The 14192-nt window shown below is 73.0% G+C and carries 9 protein-coding genes and 2 rRNA genes; 1 reads left to right on the top strand and 10 read right to left on the bottom strand.

Annotated features, from left to right (window positions below; genetic code table 11):
* The first annotated feature begins 114 nt into the window (after positions 1 to 114).
* Positions 115 to 1020 carry a LysR family transcriptional regulator gene (locus ACFCY1_RS01635; RefSeq protein WP_375873155.1) on the top strand — a complete coding sequence of 302 codons (906 nt, stop codon included), beginning with the start codon at positions 115 to 117 and terminating at the stop codon, positions 1018 to 1020.
* Between the two features lie 66 nt (positions 1021 to 1086).
* On the opposite strand, the gene ACFCY1_RS01630 is transcribed toward ACFCY1_RS01635, so the two are convergent.
* The 10 genes from ACFCY1_RS01630 to ACFCY1_RS01585 form a co-directional block, all read right to left on the bottom strand.
* Positions 1087 to 1851: a ZIP family metal transporter gene (locus ACFCY1_RS01630; protein ID WP_049651307.1), complete on the bottom strand. Its 765-nt coding sequence runs from the start codon at positions 1849 to 1851 to the stop codon at positions 1087 to 1089.
* A gap of 314 nt (positions 1852 to 2165) precedes the next feature.
* Positions 2166 to 3902, bottom strand: a complete 1737-nt coding sequence (locus ACFCY1_RS01625; RefSeq protein WP_375873154.1) for a restriction endonuclease — start codon at positions 3900 to 3902, stop codon at positions 2166 to 2168.
* Positions 3903 to 4016: 114 nt separating this feature from the next.
* On the bottom strand, positions 4017 to 5837 hold the full coding sequence (locus ACFCY1_RS01620; protein WP_375873153.1) for a hypothetical protein: 1821 nt from the start codon (positions 5835 to 5837) through the stop codon (positions 4017 to 4019).
* A 478-nt stretch (positions 5838 to 6315) separates the two neighbouring features.
* Positions 6316 to 6972, bottom strand: coding sequence for a YigZ family protein (locus ACFCY1_RS01615; protein WP_375873152.1), 657 nt, complete (start codon positions 6970 to 6972; stop codon positions 6316 to 6318).
* A gap of 169 nt (positions 6973 to 7141) precedes the next feature.
* Positions 7142 to 8431 carry a DUF6986 family protein gene (locus ACFCY1_RS01610; RefSeq protein WP_107086637.1) on the bottom strand — a complete coding sequence of 430 codons (1290 nt, stop codon included), beginning with the start codon at positions 8429 to 8431 and terminating at the stop codon, positions 7142 to 7144.
* Between the two features lie 109 nt (positions 8432 to 8540).
* A complete protein-coding gene (locus tag ACFCY1_RS01605) occupies positions 8541 to 10130 on the bottom strand; it encodes a DUF2637 domain-containing protein (protein WP_375873151.1) in 1590 nt (529 codons plus the stop codon).
* Between the two features lie 246 nt (positions 10131 to 10376).
* Entirely contained in the window at positions 10377 to 11042 is a 666-nt protein-coding gene (locus ACFCY1_RS01600) for a response regulator transcription factor (protein ID WP_049659962.1), read from the bottom strand.
* Positions 10994 to 12403 carry a sensor histidine kinase gene (locus tag ACFCY1_RS01595; RefSeq protein WP_375873150.1) on the bottom strand — a complete coding sequence of 470 codons (1410 nt, stop codon included), beginning with the start codon at positions 12401 to 12403 and terminating at the stop codon, positions 10994 to 10996. The genes ACFCY1_RS01600 and ACFCY1_RS01595 overlap by 49 nt, the downstream gene beginning before the upstream one ends.
* Positions 12404 to 12603: 200 nt before the next feature.
* Positions 12604 to 12720 (bottom strand): 5S ribosomal RNA (gene rrf, locus ACFCY1_RS01590).
* An 80-nt stretch (positions 12721 to 12800) separates the two neighbouring features.
* Positions 12801 to 14192: ribosomal RNA gene (locus tag ACFCY1_RS01585) — 23S ribosomal RNA — on the bottom strand; the annotation flags it as partial.

The following is a 14192-nucleotide window of genomic DNA, read 5'->3' as shown; positions in this document are numbered from 1 at the left end:
CTGTTCCGGCCGCTCGGAGCGGCGGCGGTTGTCGCGGTCATGGGTCGAGCATGGTCGCGCCGGACCGTTCAGCACCAGCGATGAATTCTGAAGGGGACGCTTTAGTATCGCTGCATGATGGACCTGGGGCGCCTGCGGGCGCTGCACGCGGTGGCGGTGCACGGCTCGGTCGGCGGGGCGGCCGCGGCACTCGGCTTCACGCCCTCGGCGGTCTCGCAGCAGATCGCCAAGCTGGAGCGGGAGACCCGGACGGTGCTGCTGGAGCGGCAGGGCCGCGGCGTGGTGCTGACCGACGCGGCGCGCGAGCTGGCCGTCACCGCGCAGACCGTGCTGGGGCTGGTGGAGCAGGCCGAGGTGCGGCTGGAGGAACAGCGCGGCCAGGCCGTCGGGCGGCTGCTGGTGGCCGCGTTCCCGTCCGGTGCCCGCGGACTGATGCCCGGGGCGCTGGCCGACCTGCGGCGGCGCTGCCCGGAGCTGGACGTCCGGCTGCTGGAGCGCGACCCGTACCCGGCGGCCGAGCTGGTGGCCCGGGGCGAGGTGGACCTGGCGCTGGTGCAGGACTGGCCGACCGTGCCGCTGCCGGTGCAGGAGGGGGTCTCCCGGATGGACCTCGGCACGGACCCGGTGGACCTGCTGCTGCCCGCCGACGACGACCTGGCCGCGCTCGACCCGGTGCCGGTGGAGCGGCTGTGCGGGCAGCGCTGGATCAGCGTGCCACCGGGCAACATCTGCCACGACTGGCTGGTCCGCACCCTGCGCGAGGCCGGCGAGGAGCCGGACGTGCGCTACCAGGTCGGGGAGTTCGAGACGCAGATCGCGCTGGTCGCGGCCGGTCTGGGGATGGGCCTGGTGCCGAGGCTCGGGCGGGGCCCGCTGCCGCCCGGGGTGGCGGGCCGCCGGGTGGCGCCGGAGCCGGGCCGCCGGGTGTTCGCGCTCTGGCGCTCCCAGGCCTCCCGGCGGCCGGCCATCACCGAGGCGCTGGCCTCGATGCGGGAGTGCTGGGGGCGGCTTCCGGGCTGAGGGCCGCGGCGGCCGGTCGCCCGACCGCCGGGCTGATCGGTCCGAGGGCGAGGACCGGTGCGGGCCTCAGCCCGCGAAGCCGATCACCAGCCACATGAAGCCGACCCCGGCCACGGTGCAGAGCAGGGTGCTGCGCGAAGGGTGCGGGCTGTGCGCCTCGGGGAGGATGTCGGAGGTCGCCAGGTAGAGCAGGAATCCGGAGAAGAAGCCCAGGTAGAGGCCGAGCAGGTGCCCCGGGATGGTGAACGCCAGGGTGATCGCCGCGCCGGACACCGGGGCCACCGCGTCCGCGGCGAGCAGGGTCAGCGCCCGCCGCCGGTTGTTCCCGTACAGGCGGGTGATCGTGTACGTGTTGAAGCCGTCGGCGAAGTCGTGCGCGACCACGGCGATGGCCACCACCGTGCCGACCGTGGTGCCCGCCTGGAAGGCGGCGCCGATCGCGAAGCCGTCCATCACGCTGTGCCCGACCAGGGCCAGTGCGGCGGTCAGCCCGACGCCCTGGTGCCCGGCGGAGCGGGCGTCCCCGTGGTGGTGGCCATGGGAGTGCGCGGCGTACTCGCCCTCGTGGCCGCGGTGGATCGCGACGGCGCGCTCGATCACGTGGATGGTGAGGAAGCCGGCCGCGAACAGCAGCAGCGCCTGCGGCACGCCGTGCACCTCGCCCGGCGCCTGGTGGAGCGCCTCGGGCAGCAGGTCGAAGGCGACCACGCCGAGCATCAGTCCGGCGGCGAAGCCGAGCACCAGGTGGCGGCGGTCGCGGGTGCGCTGGGCGACGAAACCGCCGATCAGGGTCATCAGGAACGCCGCGGCGGCGACCAGTACCGCGGTCATCGGTCCGGCTCCTTCACAGGTCCGGCCGAGTCGCCGGGGCCTTCGCCGGGTGGTGCGCCGAGCGCTCTGCCCATTCCTCTCCCCCTGGGATCCGCCCGTGGCCGGGCCGACCGCCGACCGTACCGGACGCCCGTTCGACGGTGATCACCCGGGGGTGCCGGGGCCGGGGTGCCGTTCCCCCAGCCTCGGCCCGGACCTGCCGGGGCGCCCGACGGATGGGCCGTTCGGGTGAGGCCGGCGACGGGCCGACCCGCCGGGACGGGGCGGTGGGCAAAGGCTGCTGAGCAGGGCCGATGTGGTGAGCGGGCGGCGGGTCAGCCGCCGGTGGCGAGCGGCAGGCCGAGGTGGGTGTGGGCGAGTTCGCGGACGCCGTCGCCGTCGATCAGGTGGATGTGCCGGCGGCCCTCCTCGGCGGTGAGGTCCAGCACCTCCTCGGTGAACCGGCCGGTGGTCAGCCGCAGGCCGCGCTCGGCGGACTCCTCCCCGACCGCCTCGGCCAGGGTCTCGATCTGCTCGGCGCCGATCGACCCGGTGTCCCGGGAGGCCCACACCACCCAGCGGCCGGGCAGCGAGGTGCCGGGGGCGCCCTCGCCGGTGGCGACCAGCCCGGCCGGGCCGCGCAGCCGGACGCTCCACTGCGCGATCCCGCCGCGGGTCAGAAGGTCCCGCACCAGCTGGGCGAACTCGTTGGCGGACAGGTCGGCGGCGGCCGGCACGGTGGCCCCGGCCTGGGCGGCGGGCCGGACACCGGCCCGGTCGTACGGGTCCGGGGTGACGGCGGCGCCGAGCTGGCGCAGCCGTACCAGGGCCTCGTCCTGCTCGGCGTCGGCGTAGACGCCCTCGTCGTCGCGCTCCTCGTACGGGGTGCCCGGCGGCAGCAGCCGGGTGCGGGCCAGTGCGTCGCGGTCGGCGTCCACGCTGACCAGGCAGAGCGGCTCGGCCGTGGCGGGATCGCGCAGCCAGCCGTTGAGGACGACGCCGGCGAGTATCTCGTCGGTGTCCACGGCGTCGGCGGCCTGCAGGGCCCGCAGGGCGAGCCGGGCGACCAGCCGCAGGTAGTCGGTGGCCCGGTCCGCGGGCGGGCGCGGCACCGGGAGGATGTCGCCGTCCGGGGCGAGCCGGTAGCCGGCGAGCGAGGGCACCAGGTCGAGCGGCGGCAGGTCGAGGTCCAGCACGGCGGTGCGGGTGAGCGGGCGGAAGACCGCCCGGCACGGGGCGGGCAGGTCCTGGGTGGCGGTCTCGGCGGCGGCCAGCGCCCGTTCCAGCAGCGACTCCACGGCGGCCGGCTCGGCCAGCCGGTAGGCCCGACGGCACTCCTCCAGGCTCTCGTTGTACTCGCGCACGGCGCGGGCCCGGGCCTCCTCGGCCGCCTCGTGGGCGCGCCGGGACTCGTCGGCGGCCGGGCTGCCGGCCTCGGCCCGGCGGGTGCGCCACTCGCGCAGGGCGCGCTGGTGGGTGAGCCGGGCCTGGGCCAGCTCGCGCTGGTAGCCGGAGTCGAGCAGCCGGCGGGACGGGCCGCCCTCCGGGTCGGCCACGGGCGGCTCGGCGGGCGCGAAGTCCTGCCAGCGGGGCTCGGACTCCTCCTCGGCGCCGCCGCCGGGGCCGTCGGCCGGGTAGGGGCGGGGCTGGTAGTGGCGCAGCTGGCTCTCGAAGTCCATGGCGGAGACGGGCAGCGCGGCGCGGCGCAGCAGGTCGGCCAGCCGGTCGTGCTCGGCCTGGACGGCGCGGGTGCGGTGGTGGGTCAGGGTCGCGGCCCGGGCGTGCGCCGCCACGGCCTCGTCCGGGTCGGCCTCGCCGGGGCCGGGCTCGGACGGTCCTTCACCGGTCGGTCCGTTGCCAGTGGGGCCGTTGTCGGCCGGTCTGTCACCGGCCGGCCCGTCGCCGGACGGGCCGTCACCGGTCGCACCGCCACGGGGGCGGTCGGCGGCGGCGCCGTCCGGCTCCTGGCCGTTCTCGGCTCCGAGGTCGCGGAAGACCGAGGCGAGGAAGCCCGGCCGGGGGAACTGGACGGTGGCGGTTCCGTCGGACTGGCCGTCTGCTGAGTACTGCATCGGTCGTCGTTCCCCCATGCTCGTCCGGCGCCTGCCCGGGGCGATCGGCGAACCTGTGGGCCCGCCCCTGCCGGACATTGTCCCCCGAACGGGCGCGGCGGTCAGCCAAGCCGCTCAGTTGGTCCGGGTGTTGGTGAGGTGCAGGCCGATGTAGCCGACGTAGATCCGACCGCTGCCGGAGCAGTCGTCCAGGTAGTGCAGCCGGGGCGCGGTGCGGCCGCCGCCGATCCGCAGGTGCGCGCCCATGAACGCGCGCCGGGAGGAGTCGACGCATTCCGGCACCGGCAGCATCCGCTCGCGCTTCCACTTGGTGTGGCTGAACACCGTCCGGGACTCCCCGCGGACCGCCTTGCGGGGTGGGAAGCGGTGACAGCCCTCGGGGGTGCGCTCGCACCACTGCTTGAAGTCCCCGCCGGCCGCACCGCGCACGGCCGCCTCGGCGTACTCCTGGAGTGCCGTCAGCCCGTCCCAGGCGAGCCGGGCCCAGCCGGCGCCGGCGCACTGCAGCTCGTCCAGGGCGAGCGCGACCTTCTGGTCACCGGTGAAGGTCACCAGCGGGAACTCGCCCAGTCTGGCCATGAGTTCGGTGAAGGTGTCGGGCGTGCCGCAGCCGTCGGGGGGCTGGACCACGGAGTGCGGCCCGCCGACCGGTCCACCGCCCGGCGCCACGCAGTGGCGCCCGGTCAGGGCGCGGGCTCCGGAACGGAGGCGCCCCTCGCGGACGTCCCGGCCGTCGCGCCCCTCCCGGCCCTGGCCCCGTTCCCGGTGTTCGCGGCGCTCCACGCGCAGGGTGTGCCGGACCCGCTCCAGCTCGTCGGCCCTGGCCTGCTGCTCGGCGCGGTCCTGTTGCTCCTCCCGGGCGAGCGCGGCCAGCTCGACGCCCTGGTACGGGGCGGCCGGGCCGGAGGTCCGTTCGACGACCTGCTCGGCGGTGCCCGCGGGCGCCCCCTCGACGGTCTCCTCGGCCACCTGACCGACGGCCTGCTCCGTGGCGTGTGCCACGGCCTGCTCCCCGGTCTGCCCCGCGTCCCGGCGGAGCTGCGGCGGCGGGACGCGCAGCACCGGGACGGCCGCCAGCGGCGGTGGCAGCGGCTGCTCCGCGGCCAGGCGGCGCGGCTCGCGGGCGAGCAGCCCGGCGGCGCGGCGCAGGTCCTCTTCTATTCGGCCCCGGGCGAGTACCGGATGTCGGGCGCTGTCCTGCCGGGAGGCCGGGTCGACCTCGGGGAGGTAGGTGCGCACCGCCCCGCCGTAGACGGTGTGGTACTCCAGTGCGACGTTGAACCCGGTGCGGGCGCCGGGGTCCAGCACGTAGGCGGTGGCGAGGCCGGGCAGCTGCTGGCAGAGCGGGGCCACCACGTCCCGCACCCAGCTGTCGAGCGGCAGGTTCACCGGGACGCTGGCCACCACGGTGGGCAGCCTGCGCTCGGGGTCGCACAGCTCGTCGATCAGGGCGTCGACCTCGTCGGCCGTGATCACCCGAGGGCCGGAGTGGACGGCGGTCGGGCCGTCGGTGGCGTCGAGCAGCGGGAGGAGCGTGCGGGCGAGTTCGGGCACCGGCACCCGGCACGGGGTGCGCACACCGCTGCCGGTGCTGTGGGTCTCGGCCTCCAGCCGGACCCAGGTGGGGCCGTCGGAACCGGTGGCCACGGTGAGGGTGAGCTGCTGGGTGCCGTGCGGGGCCGGGGTGCGCAGGCGGCGGCGGTCGTACCGGCCGGCGCCCGGGCCGCCGCGCAGCGGACCCTGATCGCGGTCGAGCAGGACGCGCTCGCCCAGGCGGAGGCGCTCGGCGGTGGGAGCCGGCTCGGTGCCCTGCTCGGCGGGGGCGCGGTGGGCCGGCGGGGGCTCTTCGAAGCCCTCCTGCTTCAGCCAGCAGGCCAGTTGTTCGTCGGCCAGGGCGACGGCCTCGGCGTGCGTGAGGGCCGTGGTGACCGTCATCCGGTAGGGCGTCGCGGGGCCGCGGGGGCCGGGCAGGTCTGCGGCGGCGTGCGAGCGGACGCGGTTCGGGACGGGGCGGTTCGCGATCGGATGGTTCGAGGTCGGACGGCTCGTCGGGTGGTTCGTCGAGTGGCTCGTGGGGCGGTTCGAGGTCGGGTTCGTCGCGGACTGGGAATTCGAGGTCGACCGATCCGAGGTCATGCGCATACCTCCGTGGTGCGGGGTGGGGTCCTGTGTCCTCCATCGATGGTTTCGTCCGGTTCTGCCGGAGCCTTGCCCAGGAAACGCCACGGCCCGGAGCGGAAGTTCCAACTCCGGGCTACGACACTACGTTCGGGTGAATCTGCTCAAGCGGTCTTCCGCGTGGCGCGGGGCCTGGGCTACGGGAAACGGCCGGTCACGGGCCGTCCGACGGATCGTCCGACCCCCGGGGCCCAGGAGCTACCCCCCGCCCCGGCGACCAGAGCGGCACCTCGGGTCAGACCGGCACCTCGACGTACGTACGGCCGGCCGGGACCGCCACCGCGGTACCGCCGGTCGCCTCGGCCAGCCAGGTGTGGAAGTCCGCCACGTCCGGCTCCGGCACCCCCACCTCGATCCGCACCCCGGCGGCCTCGTAGGCCAGGTCGCTCACCGTGTACCCGGCCGCCCGCAGGTCGTTCTCCACCCGCCCGGCCCTGACGTGGTCCACCGTCACCGCGAGCAGCGCGACCGGGCGGCGCTCCAGCAGGCCGACCGCGTCCACCGCCTCCGACACCGCGTTCCCGTACGCCCGCACCAGGCCGCCCGCACCGAGCTTGATCCCGCCGAAGTACCGGGTGACCACGGCGACCGTGTCGGTCAGCCCGCGTCGGCGCAGCACCTCCAGCATCGGCACCCCGGCCGTGCCGCCGGGTTCGCCGTCGTCGCTGGAGCGCTCGCGGCGCTGCTCGTCGCCGACCACGAAGGCGGTGCAGTTGTGCCGGGCGTCCCAGTACTGCTTGCGGATGCCCGCGATGAAGGCCTGCGCCCCCTCCTCGTCGGTGACCCGGGCGAGGTGGCAGATGAACCGGGACTTCTTGATCTCGGTCTCGTGGCTGCCGGCCCGCCGGATGGTGAGGTACGGCCTGGCGGTGGGCTCCGGCGTGGCGGACATGGCGCGGGGGTCCTCCCGAGGACGGTGAAGGCTGACGGCGCGCCCCGGGACACCGGGGCGGCACCGCCAGCCTAGTTGGCGCACGACGGGAGGGATCAACGGCCGGGGGCCGGGAGCCGGCCGAGCCGGAGGATCGACGGCCGGGACCCGACTGTCGGACGCGGACGGGTCAGCGGCCGGCCAGGGCGTTCAGCCGCCCGCGGTCCAGGCCGGTCAGCGCGGTGACCTCGGTGAGGTCGACGGCGCCGCAGTCCAGTCCGCGCAGCAGGTAGCCGCTCAGCGCCCGGGCGGTGGCCGGTTCGTCCATCACGTCGCCGCCCGCCTTGGCGACGTACGCGGCCAGCCGTGCGGCGGCGGCCGCCAGGCCCTCGCGGTAGAAGGAGTAGACGGCGACGTAGCGGGTGGGCAGGTGCGCCGGGTGCATGTCCCAGCCCTGGTGGTAGGCGCGGGCCAGCGAGCGGCGGACCAGGCCGTGGTGGAGCTTCCAGGCGGCGTGCACCTGTTCGGTGGAGCCGGTCGGGACGACGTTGGTCGAACCGTCGGAGAGCCGCACCCCGGTGCCCGCGGCCGCCACCTGCATGACCGCCTTGGCGTGGTCGGCGACCGGGTGGTCCATGCTCTGGTGGGCCGCGCTGACGCCGCAGGCGGCGCTGTAGTCGAAGGTGCCGTAGTGCAGGCCGGTGGCGCGCCCCTCGGCGGCCTCGATCATCCGGGCGACGGTGGCCCGGCCGTCCGGGCCGAGGATCGCCTGGGTGGTCTCGATCTGGATCTCGAAGCCGATCCGGCCGGCGGGCAGCCCGGCCCGGCCCTCGAAGTCCTCCAGCAGCCGGACCAGCGCGGTGACCTGCTCGGCGTAGGTCACCTTGGGCAGGGTCAGGACCAGGCCCTCCGGGAGCCCGCCGTTGGCCAGCAGGGTGGCCAGGAACAGCTCCAGGGTGCGGATGCCGCGGGCCCGGACGGCGGCCTCCATGCACTTGGTCCGGATGCCGAGGTACGGCGGGGCGCCGCCCTCGGCCACCGCCGCGGCGACCAGTTCGGCGGCGCGGACGGCGGCCGCGTCCTCCTCGGCGTCGGGGCGGGGTCCGTACCCGTCCTCGAAGTCGATCCGCAGGTCCTCGACCGGCTCGCGCTGCAGCTTGGCGCGGACCCGGGCGTGCACGTCGGCGAGCAGCTCGTCGTCCGCGACGCCGAGGGCTCGGGCCAGTTCGGCGGGGGTGGCGGCGTGGCGGTCGAAGGCCTCCAGGGCCCGGCGGCCCCACTCCCGCACGGTGTCGGCACCGAAGGCGTCGGCCGGGACGTAGACGGTGTGCACCGGCTGCCTGGTCCCGGGCTCACCCGGGTAACGGCGCGCCAGATCGGCGTCGACCGGGGCGAGCAGTGCCTCCACCGCGGCGCGGGCCCCGGTGGAGAAGGAGGCCCCGTCCGCCGGCCCGTTTCCGTCGACCCCGACCCGTGTCATCCGCACTCCCCATGCCGAACCAGCGCTTCAACAGTTTGTTGAGGCGAAGGTAGCTCCGGCGGGATCGGGCGTCAATGGCCGCCCGAGCCCTGGACGGTGGCGGCGGCGGTCAGTCCCGCCCGGCGGCGGCGTAGCGCTCGTTCAGCTCCGGGTAGAGGTCGGCGACCTCCTTGGGGTGGACCGAGCCGTCCGGTCCCTTGCCGGTGACGCCGTACTCCCTGGTCAGCCAGTCGGCGAGGCGCTGGGGGTCGGGCTGGTGGCTGTGGGCGTCCATGTACGAGACGAGCGCGGCGTAGGCGACGTCCGGGTCGAGGCGCGCGGGCGCCGGGGAGAACGCGGACTGCTCGGCGCGGGCCGACTCGGCGGCCGGGACCGGCTGCGCGAGCCCGGTGGGCTGCTCGGGCTGCTCGAACTGCTCGGACCGCTGCTGCGGGCCGACCGGGTGCTGGGCCTGCGGACCGGGCGCGGGCTCGGCGGCCGGGCCCGGGGCGACGGCTGCGGCAGGGGCGGGGGCGGAGGCGGGCTCCTCGGCGACCGGGCGCGGGGGCTTGAACCAGGGCGAGGCCTGCCCGGGCACCCGACCGCCCGGGGCGGCGTCGGTCGGGTGGCCGGTGGTGCGGACCGGGCGCTCGGTCCAGACGTTCAGCTCCTCGCCGCGCGGCTGCGGGGCGGCCTCCGCCGCCGCGTCCGGCTCCTGGGCGGCCCGCAGCCGGACGGCGGCCAGCTTCGCGAGCATCGGCGCGGCGACCTCGGCGGACAGCGGGGTGACGGCAGCGGGCGACTGCGGCTGCTCGGGCTGGGCCTGCGGCTGCCCCTGGACCTGGTCGGGCTGGGCCTGCTGGGCGTGCTGGACCTGCGGGGCGGCCGGCTGGACGGCCTGCGGTGCCTGCTGCGGGTGCGGGGGCTGCTGGGCGTGGGCCTCGGCGGCCGGGGCGATGGCCGCGGCGACGCGGTTCTCCTGCGGGGCCACCCCCGGCGTCTCCTGCTCCGCCGGCACCTCCTTGACGTCGCGCGCCCGGCCGTCGTCGTCGAGCCGGTCGAGCAGCGCCGGGTCCAGCGGCACGCCGAACTTGGCGAGCTTGAGCGGCAGCAGTGCCTGGATCGGTGCCGAACGGCGCCAGCCGCGGCCGTACCGGAAGCGCAGCTGCGCCCGGTAGACCAGGCGGTTCTGCTCCAGCCGGATGACCTCGTCGTAGGAGCGGAGCTCCCAGAGCTTCATCCGCCGCCAAAGCCGGAAGGTCGGCACCGGGGAGAGGAGCCAGCGCATCACCCGGACCGACTCCATGTGGCGGTCCGCGGTGATCGCCGCGATCCGGCCGACCGCGTGCCGCGAGGCCTCGACCACGACGACGAAGAGCACCGGGATGACGGCGTGCATCCCCATACCCAGCGGGTCGCCCCAGGAGGCGGCCGCGTTGAAGGCGATGGTGGCGACGGTCAGCAGCCACGCGGTCTGCCGCAGCATCGGGAAGGGTATCCGCAGCCAGGTCAGCACCAGGTCGAGCGCGAGGAGCACGACGATGCCGGCGTCCACACCGATCGGGAAGGCGTAGGAGAAGGCGCCAAAACCCTTCTGCTCGGCCAGGTCGCGCACCGCGTTGTACGAACCCGCGAAGCCGATGCCCGAGATGATGAAGGCACCGGCCGCGACCAGGCCGAGCAGGCCCCGATGGGCCTTGGTGAGCGTTGGGCGTGCCATTACGTCTATCAACCCCTGGATGTCGGCTGCTGCCGTACGCTGCCTCGGCTGCCGGGTCCCGTTTGGTCGGGCCGCCGGACCCCGTTGGTCGGGCCGCCGGACGGCTGGGCAACCTCCGGGCTCGGCTCACCGGAGTTTACTCGTACAGGTGTTTAGCGTGCCCACAGCCTGGGGTGTCACAGTGCGGCGGCCCGGCACCCGGCCCCCGGCACCCCGCGGGGTCGGAGCGGAGGCGCCGCCGGATCGTCAGCCGGTCTGCCCCGCCGTGCCGTTGAGGTAGGTCAGCACCGCCAGCACCCGGCGGTTGGCGTCCTCGTCGGGGGCGAGTTCGAGCTTGCCGAAGATGTTGGCGATGTGCTTGGCCACCGCGCCGTCGCTCACCGAGAGGCGGGCGGCGATCGCCGAGTTGGAACAGCCCTCGGCCATCAGCTCCAGCACCTCGCGCTCGCGCGGGGAGAGCCGCAGCAGCGGACCGGGCCGGCGCGAGGTGGTCTGCATCAGCTTGGCGATCACGTCCGGGTCCATCGCCGTACCGCCCGCCGCCACCCGGCGGACCGCGTCGATGAACTGCCCGGCGTTGAACACCCGGTCCTTCAGGAGGTAGCCGATCCCCCCGGTGCCGTCGGCCAGCAACTCCCGCGCGTAGAGCTGCTGGACGTGCTGCGACAGCACCAGCACCGGCAGGCCCGCGATCTCCCGACGGGCCTTGAGCGCCGCCTGCAGGCCCTCGTCGGTGAGCGTCGGGGGCAACCGGACGTCCACCACGGCCACGTCCGGCCGGTGGGTCAGCAGCGCGTCCAACAGCTCGGGCCCGGTCTCCACCGCCGCGGCGATGGTGAAGCCGTGCGCTTCCAGCAGCCGGATCAGGCCTTCGCGAAGGAGGTAGAGGTCCTCGGCGAGGACAACTCGCACGGCAACTCCAAGGTGATGGTGGTGGGTCCGCCCGACGTGCTGTCGATGGAGAGGACACCGTCGAAGGTACCCAATCGCTTCTCGATCCCGCGCAGTCCGGTCCCCCGCGAAGGGTCCGCCACCCCCACCCCGTCGTCCGTCACCGTGACCCGCAGGAAGCCGGCCCGGTAGAGGATGTCCACCCACACCTGCTCCGCCTCCGAGTGCTTGGCCGCGTTGGCCAGCAGCTCGCAGATGCTGAAGTACACGGCGGCCTCCACCGGCGCCGGCGGCCGGTCCGGCAGGCTCACGCACACCTCGGTCGGCAGGGCGCTGTCCAGCGCCAGCGCCCGGACGGCGTCGCCCAGTCCGCGCTCGGCGAGCACCGGGGGGTGGATGCCGCGCACCAGGTCCCGCAGCTCCTGGAGGGCCCGGGCCGAGGACTGGCGGGCCTCGGCGAGGAGCTCCCGCGCGGCCTCCTGGTCGGTGTCCATCAGGTGCTCGATGGTGCCCAGCGTCATCCCGATCGCGACCAGTCGCGCCTGGGCGCCGTCGTGCAGGTCCCGCTCGATCCTCCGCAGCTCGGCGGCCTGGTTGCCGACCGCGTCCGCCCGGGTCTCGGTCAACTCGGCCACCCGCCTGGTCAGCTGGGCGTTCGTCGCCCGGCCGTCCTGGTCCAGCACCCGGCGGGCGGCCTCCACGTACCCCCGCACCGCGTACGGTGCCGCGAGTATGCCCGCGACGATCATGGCGGCCCCGAGCACGGCGCTCAGCAGGACGGCCACCATCCGGCTGCTCAACGGGCCGAACCCGTCCGCCGGCACCGGCCCGGCCAGGATGTAGGCGACGCCCAGCCCGAGCAGGACGGCCACCGGGCCGGCCAGGGCCACCACGAGGAACGGGTTCGCCAGCAGCCAGAGCAGCTCGGCGCGGGTGGTCCGGTCCCGCAGGCCCCAGTGGACCACCTGGACGTACTTCGCCACCGTCCGCGACCGGTGGTAGGTGTAGCCCGTCCACCAGTGCCCCCGGCCGTCCAGCTCCAGCTCCGGCCGGGGCTCGTAGACCACCGGCAGCCGGATGCCGAACCAGCGCTCCAGCTGGCCGCGGGTGCGGTTCGCGGTACGGCGGATGCTGGCCGCGGCCACCACGGCGCCGACGGTCGCTGCCACCAGGAGCGAGAGGAAGACGCCCAGGTCGTACGACTGCAGGAGCCGGGCCGTGACCGCCCCCGAGCAGATCGCCGCGCCCACCGGCAGCACCACTCCCGGCACCGCGGCCAACACCACCACACCGAGCCGCGCCAGCCCCTCACCGCCGGCCTTGAAGGCCGCCTGGGCCTGAGCACGTACGGACGCGCCGCTCGTACGACTCACTGTTGTCACGGGAAGCTCCTGATGCCGGTACCGATCGTCCTCCATCAGTCTTCACGAACCGTCCATCACCCACACTGGCCATGGCACCCCAAAACCGAGGTAGACCTAGGACCACCTGTGAGTGGAGGAAGTGACACCGACCGATGAGACAGTCTGAAAACGCGAAGAACCCCCATCCGGGACCCGGATGGGGGTTCTTCTGAAGAATTGTTCGGCGGCGTCCTACTCTCCCACAGGGTCCCCCCTGCAGTACCATCGGCGCTGTAAGGCTTAGCTTCCGGGTTCGGAATGTAACCGGGCGTTTCCCTCACGCTATGACCACCGAAACACTATGAAACTGTCAACCGCACGCTCTTCAAAAAGAGCGGGTCGTTGTTTCAGAACAACACAGTGGACGCGAGCAACTGAGGACAAGCCCTCGGCCTATTAGTACCGGTCAACTCCACCCCTCACAGGGCTTCCATATCCGGCCTATCAACCCAGTCGTCTACTGGGAGCCTTACCCTCTCAAGGAGGTGGGAGTGCTCATCTCGAAGCAGGCTTCCCGCTTAGATGCTTTCAGCGGTTATCCCTCCCGAACGTAGCCAACCAGCCATGCCCTTGGCAGGACAACTGGCACACCAGAGGTTCGTCCGTCCCGGTCCTCTCGTACTAGGGACAGCCCTTCTCAACACTCCTACGCGCACAGCGGATAGGGACCGAACTGTCTCACGACGTTCTAAACCCAGCTCGCGTACCGCTTTAATGGGCGAACAGCCCAACCCTTGGGACCTACTCCAGCCCCAGGATGCGACGAGCCGACATCGAGGTGCCAAACCATCCCGTCGATATGGACTCTTGGGGAAGATCAGCCTGTTATCCCCGGGGTACCTTTTATCCGTTGAGCGACGGCGCTTCCACAAGCCACCGCCGGATCACTAGTCCCTACTTTCGTACCTGCTCGACCCGTCAGTCTCACAGTCAAGCTCCCTTGTGCACTTACACTCAACACCTGATTGCCAACCAGGCTGAGGGAACCTTTGGGCGCCTCCGTTACCCTTTAGGAGGCAACCGCCCCAGTTAAACTACCCACCAGACACTGTCCCTGATCCGGATCACGGACCCAGGTTAGACATCCAGCACGACCAGAGTGGTATTTCAACGACGACTCCACAACAACTGGCGTTGCTGCTTCAAAGTCTCCCACCTATCCTACACAAGCCGAACCGAACACCAATATCAAGCTATAGTAAAGGTCCCGGGGTCTTTCCGTCCTGCTGCGCGAAACGAGCATCTTTACTCGTAATGCAATTTCACCGGGCCTATGGTTGAGACAGTCGAGAAGTCGTTACGCCATTCGTGCAGGTCGGAACTTACCCGACAAGGAATTTCGCTACCTTAGGATGGTTATAGTTACCACCGCCGTTTACTGGCGCTTAAGTTCTCAGCTTCGCCTGGACGAATCCAAGCTAACCGGTCCCCTTAACGTTCCAGCACCGGGCAGGCGTCAGTCCGTATACATCGCCTTACGGCTTCGCACGGACCTGTGTTTTTAGTAAACAGTCGCTTCTCGCTGGTCTCTGCGGCCACCCCCAGCTCGGAGTGCAAGACTCGTCACCAGGAATGGCCCCCCTTCTCCCGAAGTTACGGGGGCATTTTGCCGAGTTCCTTAACCATAGTTCACCCGAACGCCTCGGTATTCTCTACCTGACCACCTGAGTCGGTTTGGGGTACGGGCCGCCATGAAACTCGCTAGAGGCTTTTCTCGACAGCATAGGATCATCCACTTCACCACAATCGGCTCGGCATCAGGTCTCAG

The sequence above is a fragment of the Kitasatospora sp. NPDC056273 genome (assembly GCF_042268845.1).
Classification (GTDB): Bacteria; Actinomycetota; Actinomycetes; order Streptomycetales; family Streptomycetaceae; genus Kitasatospora.
The sequence above is the reverse complement of the archived record's forward strand: the minus strand, read 5'-3'. Positions and strand labels throughout refer to the sequence as shown.